The sequence below is a fragment of the Phormidium sp. FACHB-1136 genome (assembly GCF_014697375.1).
Classification (GTDB): Bacteria; Cyanobacteriota; Cyanobacteriia; order Phormidesmidales; family Phormidesmidaceae; genus Nodosilinea.
In genome coordinates, this window is the sequence record NZ_JACJRS010000010.1 from 21,985 (window position 1) to 34,634 (window position 12,650).

General features: G+C 57.7%; 10 protein-coding genes. 4 read left to right on the forward strand and 6 right to left on the reverse strand.

Translation table 11 applies throughout. The annotated features are described in order from the left end of the window. Positions 1-70: 70 nt before the first annotated feature. Positions 71-3,022 (reverse strand): DNA polymerase I, encoded by a 2,952-nt coding sequence (gene polA / locus H6G62_RS04890; protein WP_347239297.1) that lies wholly within the window; start codon positions 3,020-3,022, stop codon positions 71-73. Between the two features lie 283 nt (positions 3,023-3,305). On the opposite strand from polA, the gene H6G62_RS04895 reads away from it, so the two are divergent. Then, the gene (locus H6G62_RS04895; RefSeq protein ID WP_190492998.1) at positions 3,306-4,133 is read left to right on the forward strand and encodes an FkbM family methyltransferase; all 828 of its coding nucleotides are present in this window, start codon (positions 3,306-3,308) and stop codon (positions 4,131-4,133) included. 106 nt (positions 4,134-4,239) lie between these two features. On the opposite strand, the gene H6G62_RS04900 is transcribed toward H6G62_RS04895, so the two are convergent. The 4 genes from H6G62_RS04900 to H6G62_RS04915 all read right to left on the reverse strand — a co-directional run bounded on the left by H6G62_RS04900 (position 4,240) and on the right by H6G62_RS04915 (position 7,786). Beyond that, complete coding sequence (locus H6G62_RS04900; RefSeq protein WP_190492999.1) at positions 4,240-4,764, reverse strand: hypothetical protein; 525 nt, start codon at positions 4,762-4,764, stop codon at positions 4,240-4,242. 342 nt (positions 4,765-5,106) lie between these two features. Next, positions 5,107-5,817: an NlpC/P60 family protein gene (locus tag H6G62_RS04905; RefSeq protein ID WP_190493047.1), complete on the reverse strand. Its 711-nt coding sequence runs from the start codon at positions 5,815-5,817 to the stop codon at positions 5,107-5,109. 10 nt (positions 5,818-5,827) lie between these two features. Next, on the reverse strand, positions 5,828-7,297 hold the full coding sequence (locus tag H6G62_RS04910; protein ID WP_190493000.1) for a hypothetical protein: 1,470 nt from the start codon (positions 7,295-7,297) through the stop codon (positions 5,828-5,830). A gap of 99 nt (positions 7,298-7,396) precedes the next feature. After that, complete coding sequence (locus H6G62_RS04915) at positions 7,397-7,786, reverse strand: AbrB family transcriptional regulator (protein WP_190493001.1); 390 nt, start codon at positions 7,784-7,786, stop codon at positions 7,397-7,399. Between the two features lie 269 nt (positions 7,787-8,055). Between H6G62_RS04915 and H6G62_RS04920 the strand changes: the two genes are divergently transcribed. From H6G62_RS04920 to H6G62_RS04930, 3 genes are all read left to right on the forward strand, one after another. Continuing rightward, positions 8,056-8,499 (forward strand): Rrf2 family transcriptional regulator, encoded by a 444-nt coding sequence (locus H6G62_RS04920; RefSeq protein ID WP_190493002.1) that lies wholly within the window; start codon positions 8,056-8,058, stop codon positions 8,497-8,499. After that, on the forward strand, positions 8,477-9,469 hold the full coding sequence (gene cbiB, locus H6G62_RS04925; RefSeq protein WP_242051833.1) for an adenosylcobinamide-phosphate synthase CbiB: 993 nt from the start codon (positions 8,477-8,479) through the stop codon (positions 9,467-9,469). The genes H6G62_RS04920 and cbiB overlap by 23 nt, the downstream gene beginning before the upstream one ends. 183 nt (positions 9,470-9,652) lie before the next feature. Then, positions 9,653-10,567 carry a bacteriohemerythrin gene (locus H6G62_RS04930; RefSeq protein WP_190493003.1) on the forward strand — a complete coding sequence of 305 codons (915 nt, stop codon included), beginning with the start codon at positions 9,653-9,655 and terminating at the stop codon, positions 10,565-10,567. On the opposite strand, the gene H6G62_RS04935 is transcribed toward H6G62_RS04930, so the two are convergent. Then, on the reverse strand, positions 10,564-12,354 hold the full coding sequence (locus H6G62_RS04935; protein WP_190493004.1) for a hypothetical protein: 1,791 nt from the start codon (positions 12,352-12,354) through the stop codon (positions 10,564-10,566). The two genes, H6G62_RS04930 and H6G62_RS04935, sit on opposite strands and share 4 nt — an antisense overlap. Positions 12,355-12,650: the final 296 nt, after the last annotated feature.

The window sequence follows — 12,650 nt, forward strand, 5'->3', positions numbered from 1 at the left end:
TCCAGGGATAAACTTACCCCACAGACTGACCCTTGTGGGATGAGCAGAGGCCAGAATTTGGCCAGATGGTTTACTTCGCCTCCATCCAGTTTTGGCCCGCGTGGGCTTCGACTTTGAGGGGCACCTTGAGAGAAACGGCAGACTCCATCGCAGCAGTAATTTTGGGTTGCAGGTCGTCCCACTCGTCGAGGGGGATTTCAAACACCAGTTCGTCGTGGACTTGCAAAAGCAAATTGGCCTGGTAGTCCTTCAGGAGTTCGTGCAGGCGAATCATGGCGATTTTGATGATGTCGGCACTGCTGCCCTGAATGGGGGCATTGGCGGCGGCACGGAGTAGTCCGGCCTCGTAGCCGTTGGTACGGAGCTTATCGAGGTCGATGGAGGCGGGGTCGGTGCCGTGGAGGGAACGCAGTTTGCCATCGGTGAAATTGAAATAACGCCGTCGCCCAAAAATGGTTTGCACATAGCCCTTGGCGATGGCTTCCCGCTGCATTTGTTGGAGGTATTCAAACACCTTGGGATAGCGTTCGTAATAGCGGTCGATGAAGGTTTTGGCCTCGGTGCGGCCCACCCCAGCCTCGCGGGCAAAGCGGGAGGCTCCCATGCCGTAGATGACGCCGAAATTGATGATTTTGCCGAGGCGACGTTCTTCGGAGGAAATATCGTCTTTTTCTAGCAACAGTTTGGCGGTGAGGGCGTGAACATCGTCGTTGTTGTTATAGGCTTCGACGAGGACAGGCTCACCGCTGAGGTGGGCGAGAATTCGCAACTCAATTTGAGAATAATCCGCCGCCGCCAGTTGCCAGCCCTCGGCAGGAATAAACGCCGCCCGAATTTGCCGACTAAAGGCCGTGCGAATAGGAATATTTTGCAGGTTGGGGTTGGACGATGATAGCCGCCCCGTGGCCGTCACTGCCTGGTTAAAGTCTGTATGCACCCGATGGGTATCGGGCCGAATCAGAAGCGGTAGGGCATCGACATAGGTCGATTTGAGCTTCGACAACGTGCGGTGTTCTACCACCAGATCCACCACAGCATGGTCGCCCTGGAGTTTTTCTAGCGTCGCGGCATCGGTGGAATAGCCACCGGATTTGTTCTTTCGGGACTTTTTCTTGTCTAGGCTTAACTTTTCAAAAAACAGTTCGCTGAGTTGTTTAGGAGAAGCTAGGTTGAAGGTTTCCCCCGCTTCTTCGTAGGCTTGCTTTTCAATCTCGGCCAGATCAATTTCCAGCTTTTTGGAGAATTTTGCTAGATAATCCGCATCCACCCGCACACCAATGGTTTCCATTTCCGCGAGGACGGGTTCTAGGGGCAGTTCAATTCCTGAAAATAGGCCGTAAAGTTGAGGATTTTCTGCCAGTTCTGACCGCAGTTTAGGTACCAGCAAATAGGTCGTGTGAACATCGGCCCCACAGTAATTCGCTACGGCAGGGATAGCAATATCCGCGATAGTTTTTCCCTTGGGAACGAGATCTCCGTAACTCTGGGCCACTAGGTTGAGATAGCGCAGGCTGAGATCGGTTAAGTTATGGCTCGATTCTGGGTTCAGCACATAGCTGGCTAGCATCGTGTCAAAGGTAACTCCCGCCAGGTTAATACCCTGATGGCGTAGCACCAAACGGTCGTACTTGGCATTTTGCAGCGCCTTAGGAAACTCGGCACTTTCTAAAATGGGACGCAGCGCTTCTAGGACGGTTTCTAACGGTAGCTGATCGCCCTCAGAATGCCCCACGGGAATGTAGGCCATCTGATCCCGACCACTGCCCCAACAGCAGCCAATTCCCACCAACTGGGCATCCCTCGGTTCCAATGACGTTGTTTCCGTGTCCCAAGAAACTGGGTTTTCAGGATTTCTTTGGGCCGAAAGAATATCCAGCAACTCGTAAAGTTGGGCTTCGGTTGTGATGATCTGGGGCCGAATTGCCACCGCCTGCACCGACTGGGCCTCGTCCGTTTCCTCTGCCGAAAAAAACGCAATATCTGCCCCTAGCGAATCCCCTGGTTCCCGACTCCCGACTCCCAATTCCCGACTCCCGCCCTCTGTTCCCTGTCCCCGGTTCCCGGTTCCCTGACTAACCTCTCCCCCAAAGGCCACCTGCAACTTGCCCAGGCGGTTAATAAAATTCTGAAACTCCAGCTTTTTCAAGGCCGGAATCACCACATCGGGGTCGAAGCCTGTGAGTTTGCAGGTTTCTAAATCGGCCCCCAAATCCACATCGGTGACGATTTTGGCCATAAACCGCGAGTGGTAAGCGGCATCCTTGCCCTCGATTAGCTTTTTCTGGGTCGCGCCCTTGATGTTGTCGATATTGGCGTAAATGGTGTCTAAATCGCCAAATTCCGCCAGCAGTTTTGCCGCTGTTTTGGCCCCAATTCCTTTTACCCCAGGAATGTTGTCGGACGAATCGCCACACAGCGCCTTATAGTCCACCACTTGCGAGGGCAGAATGTCGAGCTTGGCCTTCACCTCGTCGGCTTTGAATTCCTGGGCCAGCCCGTTTTTCGCGCCCTTGGCAAAGGCGTTGCCCAGGTGCAGCACGGTAATCTGCTCCTCCGGGTCGATAAGCTGAAACAAATCCTGGTCGCCGCTGAGGATCTTCACCCGCAGACCTGCCGCCTTGCCTTGGTGAGCTAGGGTGCCAATCACGTCGTCGGCCTCAAAGCCCGGTGCGGTGTAGATATTGAGGCCAAAGTCTCGCAGCAGTTCTTGCAGGTTGTTGACATCCTCAATAAAGCCCTCCGGCGTTTCAGGGCGACCATCTTTGTACCCGGTGTCGGCCTCGTGGCGAAAGGTGGGCTGGGCCAAATCGAAAGCCACGGCGGCATACTGGGGCTTTTCCACCTCCATCATGTCCAGCAAAGATTTCAGAAAGCCGTAGCAGACGCTGGTGGGCACCCCGGTGGAGGTGCGTAGGCCACCCTCGGCATTTTTGGCAAAGGCATAGAAGGAACGAAAGGCCAGGGAATGGCCATCGACCAACAGCAGGGTAGGCGTTTCGGTGGGGGAAGAGGGGGCAGCCACGGCAATACTCAGTCTTGGGATGGGAGATTCTATTGTAAGGGGTGGGCTAGCGGGTGAAGGCGACGTAGGATGAGCGCTGTGGGTAACAAGATCCTCGGATTCTTGGAGCATCCAGGGATCTAGGAACCTAGGCGTCATTTTTTTCTACACTGGTACAAAACTGCCCGCCTTCTCCCCCCCAGGCTACGGCCTATGCCCATCACCGCTCGATCCATATCCCTTTGGGAGAAAGTCCGGGGGGATGAGGGTTACCTTTCTCAATTGTCCTTTCGCCCCAAACACGATGCGCGTTGAAGCCTGTTGCCAAGCCTTGCTCCATCACCTGCTGCCGGAGATCGATCCCCAGCGCCAGGGCGTTTGCTTTGATGTGGGGGTGGGCACCTTTGCCTTTTATTGCGACCTGTTTCGTCAGTTGGGCTTTGCCACCGTGGCCGTGGAGCCGTTGCCGACCGAAAAACTCAAACGCCGCTGCCAACAGCAGGGGATCACGCTGCTCGAACTCTGTCTATCTGACCAGGTGGGGCAGCAAACCCTTCATCTGGGCCAGTTTGCCAACATCGGCAACCGTAATTTTAGTTCTCTCTCGGCGGACTGGTTTGGATCCTCTGAGCACACCCAGGTCGTCGAAACCCTGGATTTGGCCACCCTGCTGACCCAGACCGAAACCAAGGCTATCACCGTCCTCAAGCTGGATATCGAAGGCTGGGAACCCGTCGTCATTCAGCAGCTTGCATCGCTGGCCCCGGATTGCCTTCCGGCCCTGGTGATGTTTGAATACGGCGGTGGCGGCAGCTACGAGAAAGGCACCCAGGGCTGGGCATCCCCCTTTTTAGCGGGCACCCTCGACAGCCTGAAACTCCTGCAACGGCTGGGCTACCAAACCAGCATTATGGTGGATTACGCTCCGGGCAGCGAAGCCAAGGTATTTGATTTGCAAGCCCTTGATTTAGAGACTGAAACGCCCTTTTTCGCCAACGGGGTCTACGGCAACATCCTCAGCTTTCGCCACCATCAGCCCAGCCGCGATCACATTCAGCGCCTCTGTGCTCCCTACCGAGGCGGTCTGGTCAACTGGCTTGTAGGCAACCTCGTCCTCGCCACCGCTAAATGAGACTTCATCCGGCGGACTTGCTCCCGGTATCAGCGGGCGAAGAAACCCTGCCCCTGCGGCCCCACCAGCCAAACCACAGGGGGGTAAGGATGCGGGATGCCACCCCCTAGGGAACCACCAAAAACGCGCTAGGGTTGGCCCGATAGGCGGCCAAAAGCGCCTTTTCATCGGCGGTTAGGTCGGGTTCATCATCCTCGCCCATTTCCTGTAGGGTGGCATCAACCAGATCCATTTGGCTCTCAGCTTCCGCGAGTTCGTGGGACAGATCCGACGACAGCAGCCCTTCCAGGGGGCGCAGTTCCTCCAGGTGGCGGGTGAGATGGCCGAGACGGTCTTCGTAGGTTTGAGTTAGGGTTTGCATCTCCTGGTGATGCTGAGCCGATTGTTGATCGAGCGACTGCTGTAGGGATTCCTTCTCCATCTGCAACTGCCGCAGCCGATCCTGTTGGGCCTTGAGGGCCTTGAGCAGCGGGATCACTTGCCCCTTAAGGGTCATATGATCAACATCAAGTTGATGAAACCGTTCCGACAGTTGCACATAGGCACGGCAAAGGCGAGTGTAGCGCTCTACCGTGGAACGCGGGGAGTCAGAGAGTTGAACCGCCGAATCGAAGGCATTCGTCACCATCATGGGGGTTAGATCCTTACGTGAGAGGCTATCGAGGCTGGACAGATCAGATATCCGGGGATTACCCTGCGGGGGAGGTCACGGCATGGCCATAACCTGAAACGACAGGGTTGCCCTAAAAAAGCGTAGCGGCAAAAAAATCGAAAAAACCAGACTCAAAGCTAAATCAAATCTGAAGAGGCCCAGCTATTTTGGCCCACGATCCCCCAAATCTGATCGCGTTTCAGGAGATCTGATCGCGTTTCGGGGGTAGGGAAATGGCCTAAAACCATCGATCCCAGCAACAGCCTCAGGAGCAACCTCTAGCCATTGCCCCTGTTTAATAGCATGGGTTTTCTCAACATTTCAAGACACTGTGGGATGGTCAGGCCAGTAGCTCACCATGACACGGCCCGGTCGTCGCCGCTGTTGATAGTAGGTCTGGCTCACGGGATCGGTGAGGTCGGTGAGGGAATCAATGCCGATGCCGTTGCGGCCCTGGTCTCGACCAGAGCTATGCAGATAGCGGCCTTCCCCTAGGTAGAGCCCCACATGGGTAGTGCGTTCGGGGGTGCCAAAAAAGACCAGATCGCCCGGTTCTAGGTCGTCCCAGCCGATGGGTTGGGTAAAGGCTTCCTGCTGGTAAGAGTCTCGGGGCAGGCGAATGCCTGCCGAGGCAAAGGCCGTTTGCATCAGCCCAGAGCAGTCGAAATTTGGCCCCACGGTGCCCCCCCACAGATACACATTGGACTGGGCCATGGCGGCTTCGGCAAAGGCGATCACCTGGGGTAGACGCTCCACAATGGCCGACCGATCCATCTCGGTGGGGTGATACAGGTCAGTGGTAGGCTCTAGGGCGCTGATTTGCCGCAGACCAATCCAGCCGGGATAACCATCTTCGCAGAGCCGCACCAAGAGGGCAGAGGGAGACGCCTCAGTGGGGGAGGGAACCTGAATCTGTAGATGCCGACCCGCCGCCGCCTGGGTCACCAAGCCCTCTAGGGTGGGGGTTTTGTAGAGGTTGAGGGTGCGGCGACAGGCATACTCTGCCGCCGTGGGCTGGGGATGGGGGGGCACTTGCAACGAATTAAGCTCCTTTTTCGCCAGTATTGCGGATATTCACCACTTTTTTCAGCACATTGAACCAAAAGGTTGACCCCATGGAAATGGCAAACCCACTCACTAGCCAGCCCAAAAAGCGCCGCTGCACCAGGGGAATGGGCCAGGTAGCCTCGGCCTCAAGTTGTTGCTGAATTACCGCCTCGTTGTAGCCCAGGGGAAAGGGAATGTCGGCCAGGGCCTGGTCTACGGCGGTGCGCACCTGGGTGAGATCCTGGCTCAAATCACCGGAGGACTCGGTCACCAACTGATCGGCCACCTGGGTAACGGAACTGCGGAGGATGGGATCGGTGGCGAGGCGACTGGCAATGTGGAAAGAATCGGCATTGATGGAAATGGCGGTGGCGATGCCGATCATCAGGGCGACGGCCTTGGCGTTGCGGCGGTAGACCCCGGTGGCCCGCTCCATGCCTCGGTTGTACCAGGTTTCAATTTCGCGGCCAAACTGTTCCACCTGGTTGAGAGCGCTATCGGAGGTGAGTTCGGCTTTGCGGGCCAGGGTGGCCAAACTGGCCCGCAGGGCGGGGGTAATGGTGGTCTGCCCTAGGCGCTCTAGGAGGGTTTGGGCGGCGGGGTTGTTATCCTTCGCAAGGCGTTGCAGTTCTTGGTAGGTGGCACTGTGGGGGTCAAACACCTCCAGCAAGGCCGCCACGCTGGGCCGCAATTTGTGCAACAGAACGGTGCGTTCGCCCGGAGTGCTGGCCAAACCACGCTTGATGTATTCCAAACGCCGCATGAAGGTTTCGGTGAGGGGGTGGCTGTCGGGCAAAATATCCCGAGCCATGAGCGCAAAGTCATCCAGTCGTCGCACCAAGCGTTCTAGGCTATCCGGCAGCGATACCGTCCCCCGGCGAAAATCCGCCAAAATCTCCTGAACCGCTTGCTCAAATTGCTTCAGTTCGGCATTGAGTAAAAACTCGTTTCCGGTACTGGCCTTCAGGTCGCTCAAAATATTGCTAACGGGCAGAATAACCTTGTCTGCCGCAAAGGTGGACAGCCGTTCATCCGCCAAGACCTGCCAAAGCTGGCCCAACTGCATTCGCTCTAGCAACCCATTGGCAAAGGCTTCGGAGGGAATATAGGAAGGGCCACTGGTTTTACCCGCACCAAACACGTTGCGCCCCCCGGTGAGGGTGCGATAAATCCGACCGATTAGATGAACCAAGGTGCGAAAGGTACGGGCAATTCGGCCCTTGGCTTCCTGGTTGAGACTACGAATCCAGGGGCTATCGTAGAGGGCATCGGCGAGGGCTTGGGCGGCGGCATCTTTCTCCCAATCATTGCCAGACAGCAGCACTTCGATAGACTGCTTTAAATGCTCGGCCCGCCACTGCAACAGGGTGCCAATAATCTCCTGAAGTTCGCTGGCCAACAGGCTGAGCACAAAGAAGATAAAAACGAGCCCCAGCGCAATGTCTAAAACAATCGGAAAAGTCATACCTTGCCCTTGTAAACCTCCCTGCCATTCTCACCCCTAGGCCGCATAGCCCAGGGGTCGGAATGGTCTTGATCACTGGCCAACCGGAAATCCTGCCGATTAGGACTCCTCGTCCTCCGCTCCCACCTGCTTGAGTTTGATGTGCTTACGGCCCAGGGTAATGTCAAATTCATCCCCCGGTTTGAGGTTCATTTGTTTGGTATAGGCCGCACCAATCAGTAGATTACCGTTAGCCTGAACGCTAATGCGATAGCTCGCGCTGCGTCCGCCTCGCCCATTGCCGTTCTGGGGGCCATCAAACTGGATTCCCTCGGCCTCAAGCAGGGCATTCATAAACTTCATCATGTTGACGCGGGGGGCTCCCGATTTCGTTAAGCTATAGTAGCCGCAAGCCTTAGCCTTCTCCTCCGGGCTGTAGCTATTCAGCTCTTTAACTTTCTCAACAAGGGCTTGCCCGGTGAGCGGTTTAACTGGAGTATCCTTAGCCATTAACCTTGTTCTCGTCAGTGAAGGGATAATTTAGACGCTTTGTTACTCAGGGCGACGTTTATTGACGTTACATGGCCCTAATGAACGCACGCCAAATCATACTACAGCAAAACCTTTTTGACATTCTTCTTTTTGACATTCTTTTTTAACTGGAATTTGTTTCGTTTTGTGGGCCTTTCCTAGCCCCAAGGATGGGCACAAATAATGGCAGGATAAGGAGAGTAGGGGGATGAATCCTAGGGACAGCGAACACGCTAGGGGCAGCGACCATGAAGTTAACCACCCGTGGCCACTATAGTGTTAAAGCACTGCTAGATTTGGCCCTCCAGCCTTCTCGACGGCCCGTTTCCGTGCAGACGATTGCCCAGCGCCAGGGCTTGCCCCCCCCCTATCTAGAGAAGTTGCTCATCGACCTGCGGCGGGCCGGAATCGTCGAGTCGGTGCGCGGTTCCCAGGGGGGCTATCGGCTGGCCAAGGCTCCGGCCCACATTTCCCTGGGTCAGATTTTGGAAGCCGTGGGGGAACAGGTGACGCCCCTGCCTCGCCACCAACCCCAGGCCGACCAAGCCGAAGATTGGGTCACCTTTGCGGTGTGGAATCGCCTCTCCCAAAAACTGAAGGAAGCCCTCTATAGTATTTCCCTGGAGGATTTGTATTTTGATGCCCGCAGTTGGCAGGCGGCCCAGGGAGATGATGTCAGCTTTGTGGTTTGAACGGGCCGGATGGTTGTTGCTAGCGGCGGGGATCGATTTCGTCCTCGGCGATCCCTGGGGGTGGCCCCATCCGGTGCAGGGCATTGGCTGGGCGATTACCCAGGGCAAACGGGGGATTTTGGCCCTAAAGCTTGCGCCCCTGGGGGAAAAGATCCTGGGTGTGGGGCTGGGGTTGGCGGTGATTGGCGGCAGTGGGTGGGTGGGGTTGGCGGTGGTGACCCTGGCGCAGCGGATCCATCCCGGCTTGGGGCTGTTCGTCACGGTGGTGCTATTGGCCAGTTGCTTTGCAGGGCGCAGTTTGCGGCGGGCGGCAGAGGATGTGCTGGATCCCCTGGAGGTGGGCGATCTGGCAACGGCTAGGCAACGGCTGGGGCGTTATGTAGGGCGCGATACCGACACCCTAGACGAGTCGGAAATCCTCCGGGCAGTGATGGAAACCATTAGCGAAAATGCCACCGATGGGGTGATGGCCCCGATGTTTTACGCCCTTCTCGGTAGCCTTACCCCCCTTGGCCCGGTGCCCGTCGCCCTAGCCTACAAAGCCGCCAGCACCCTAGATTCTATGGTGGGCTACCGGGAGGATCCCTACACCCACCTGGGCTGGTTTAGCGCCCAACTGGAGGATCGGCTAACCTGGGTGCCCTGCCGCCTGACGGTACTCACCATTGCCCTGCTGTCGGGACGCCCCCGGCGAGTGCTGGCCCTGTGCCGCCGCGATGCCCCCGCCGACCCCAGCCCCAATGCCGGATGGAGCGAGTGCGCCTACGCCGCCGCCCTAGGGGTGCAACTGGGCGGGATGAATACCTATCGTGGCCAACCCAAGGCAAAACCCATGCTGGGAGACCCCGCGCAGCCCATCACTCCAGAACGGATTCGGCGAGGCATGGCCCTCACCCGCTGGGCGGTGCTGCTGTGGCTAGCGTTAGGCGTGGGTAGCTTAGCCTTGCTAGCGGAGCTACAAGGGCTCTAGATCCGCATCCAACCCAGTAGGGGTGAGGTCTCCTCACCCAACCCAACCCAACGGTCATCTGTCGGACGTGAAAACGCCCCAGTGAATTGCAACGTTTCCTATCAAGATGCCAGATAGGCGATAGTTATAATGGGCCGATGGGCATCACTAAATGGAAGGTGTCGTTTCTACTTGAGTGCCGCCATGAATACCCCCATTGCCCAGTGGAAATCTGAATACGAAACGGGAAACCCCCTGGTGGATGCCCAACACCAAAGCATTTTCAGTATTATCAACGCCCTTCAGTCGGCCATGGCAGCGGGACAGGGCACTGAAATGCTGGAGCAAACCATTCGCAGTGTGCGGGACTATACCACCGTCCACTTTGACACCGAAGAACAGTACATGCGGGATCAGGGCTATGCGGGGTATGAGGAGCACAAGCGCAAGCACGATGCCCTACGCGCCAAGTTCGCCGCCTTCGAGCAGCAGTCCTACCCGGATATGCAACAGCACGTCATTATGGTGTCGCACTTTCTAACCACCTGGCTGATCCACCACATCCAAAACGAGGATCAGGCCATGATTGCCGCCTGTCGCCCAGCCCCCCAGATCCCCCCCCCAGAAACACCCAGTATCGTACCCGCAGCCCTGGCAGAAATTGCCCAGTGGCGACCGGAATACGAAACGGGCTACACCCTAATTGACGACCAGCACCGCAGCCTTTTCCACGCCATGAATGCCCTACACAGCGCGATTTTGATGGGCCGAGGGGAGGAACTGCTAGAACGCACCCTCAAAATCCTCGAAAGCTACACCACCATCCACTTCAAGACCGAAGAACATTTCATGGCCGAGCTTCACTATCCCGACTACGCCGACCATGTGAAGAAACATCAACAACTGCGCCAACGGGTCGAATCGTTTTTGGCCCAAGAAGCCCAGGTACCCGACCGCTGGCTAGCGCTACGGGTGTCTCGCTTTCTCACCGACTGGCTGATTAACCACATCAAGGCCGAAGATCAGCGCATGATTGATTTTCTCCGTCAGGCCCGCCACCAGCAACAACAACTCACCGCCGCCGCCCAGCAGGCCAAGGGCCAAGGCTCCCCATCCTAGTCAGAGGACGGCCCATCCTTCGCCAGGGTCTCCCGCAGGGTCTCGTGGGCAAAGCCATAGTCGCCGCCCCACGGTCGCAGCACCCGCCGCTGCGCCCAACGCTGCATCCAGGTTGCCATCGCCCAGGGCAATCGTGAGGGAGATCGGGTCAGCAGCCCGCGTACCACCCCCTGCTGGAGGGCAAAGGAGAACCACAGGTAGGCACTGATCAAGGCGGCGGCGACCACCCGCAACCGGGGCACCGTCAACAGGGTCAGCGGCGATTGCCCGTTCACCACAGCGGGCATCACCAACACCAGGGCAAAGACCAGCGCCAAAAGCCCAAAGAGAATCGCCCCATTGCGTAGGGCCATTTGAATATCCTGATTAGGCCGCTGCCGAATTTGAATCCCCTGGGGAAGCCCACCCCACAGGCCCAGCCCCAGCCCTAAGCTCCAGCCCAGCACAGCCCCCACCAATCCACCCCAGCCAAAGGCCGGAAGCCCCAGGTTAAACCGCCCCAGAATTAACGACCCCAAGCTGCCCACCCCCAGGCCCAGGCCCAGGGCAGGCACCGTACACACCAAGGCTAACCCGCCCACACTGCGCCAAGAGGCCAGGGCCAAACTCAAGCGAGTATAGGGAAAGGCTTCGAGATCGAGTTGGGAAAAGGCCAACCCCCAAGCCAGCCCCACCCCCGGATTACCGCCGATCACCGTAAAGATTCCCAACAGCCCCAGCCCCACCAGCAACCGATACAGCAACCGCTGAGATTCCGGGAGCCAGCTTGGCCCCAGGGCATCGAGGCGGAGGGAACGGGAACGGGTGCCCAGGTGGTCGGCTAGCCAGCGCAGGGTGGCGCGTTCCGCTGGGGTGGCGGGGGCGGGGGCGCGGTCGAGGCCATGGCTAAGGTAAGTCTGCACCAGAGCGTCTTTGCCCGTAATGGCCGAGGCCTCGGCCCTGATTCCAGGGGCCAGCACCGCCAAAAGGGTGAGATATAGCGGAAATCGACCTAACTGCTGAAGCGCCTTGCTGGCCTTCACCTGGGGCCAGAGGGCATCACAACCCTGGGCCAGTAAGTAGTCTTTGACCTGCTGGGCGGCCAGGGGCAGGATATAAAGACCACTGTTAAATTCGCTGAATTCAATCCCACTCGTCTCCACCACCCGCCGCCGACAGCAGAGTAGCGCCGTTTGCTCCGGGTTAGACCGCAGTAGGGTATTGATTTCCTTGGCACAGGTCCGCTGGCGGGGAATGGGCAGGTGGTCAAAGCCATCCAGCAGCAGGGTCAACTGGCCGGACTGAAGCCACACCATCGCCGTGGGTCGGCACAGGCGGTACACCTCCCACAGGTAGCCCACCAGCCAGTGATCCAGATTTTCGCCATTCCAGCCCGACAGATCCACCAACACGGGCACTGGGCCACTGGCTTCCGTGCGGCGCAGTAGATGTGCGCCCATGGCCAGGAGGGTATGGGTTTTGCCCATGCCGGGGTCGCCCAAAATCAACACCCGACCATCCACCCCATCGCGCTGAAACCAGTCGGTAATCGTCTCCTCTGAGGTCAGCACTTGGTCGGCAGATTGGCCATACTGCAACCGCCATACCTGGTAGCGCAGGGGAATCGTTTCAGGGCTAAGCGGCACGGTTCGCCTGCGAGCTTGATCCCGCCCATCGACCTCAGCCAACACCGACAGCCCGGATCGATAGGCCCGCAACTGGTGGCCAACTACCCGCCTAAGATCCCGGCGTTCGGAGGCTAGGTTGACCCGCAGCGGCGTGAACTGAAGTAAAACACTGGCCAGCATAGGCAGTTCCTAGGCATAGCATCCTAGGCACAGAGTTAGCCGCCATTGTAGCCGTCTCACCCTAAGCTGTCGCCCATCCCAGGACAAATCGGTATCAGAATGCAAAGCATCACGATTTCTTTTCCTTCTGCTCCTCACTCAGCGGATGTCTGGAGGAAGAGGCAGGGCGATGAGGGGGCCAGTCCCGGTGCGGCCCCTGGTGCTAGGGGCTTACAAACAGGGGTTCTGTGCTAAAATATAGTAGGCATGAATGCCCAAAAATCAAGCCTTTTGAGCGCTATTCAGCACCACTCGGT

Coding starts and splice junctions, on each gene's coding strand:
- H6G62_RS04895 (WP_190492998.1), top strand. CDS start 3,306: ATGCGCGTTGAAGCCTGTTGCCAAGCCTTGCTCCATCACCTGCTGCCG.
- H6G62_RS04900 (WP_190492999.1), bottom strand. CDS start 4,764: ATGATGGTGACGAATGCCTTCGATTCGGCGGTTCAACTCTCTGACTCC.
- H6G62_RS04910 (WP_190493000.1), bottom strand. CDS start 7,297: ATGACTTTTCCGATTGTTTTAGACATTGCGCTGGGGCTCGTTTTTATC.
- H6G62_RS04915 (WP_190493001.1), bottom strand. CDS start 7,786: ATGGCTAAGGATACTCCAGTTAAACCGCTCACCGGGCAAGCCCTTGTT.
- H6G62_RS04920 (WP_190493002.1), top strand. CDS start 8,056: ATGAAGTTAACCACCCGTGGCCACTATAGTGTTAAAGCACTGCTAGAT.
- cbiB (WP_242051833.1), top strand. CDS start 8,477: ATGATGTCAGCTTTGTGGTTTGAACGGGCCGGATGGTTGTTGCTAGCG.
- H6G62_RS04930 (WP_190493003.1), top strand. CDS start 9,653: ATGAATACCCCCATTGCCCAGTGGAAATCTGAATACGAAACGGGAAAC.
- H6G62_RS04935 (WP_190493004.1), bottom strand. CDS start 12,354: ATGCTGGCCAGTGTTTTACTTCAGTTCACGCCGCTGCGGGTCAACCTA.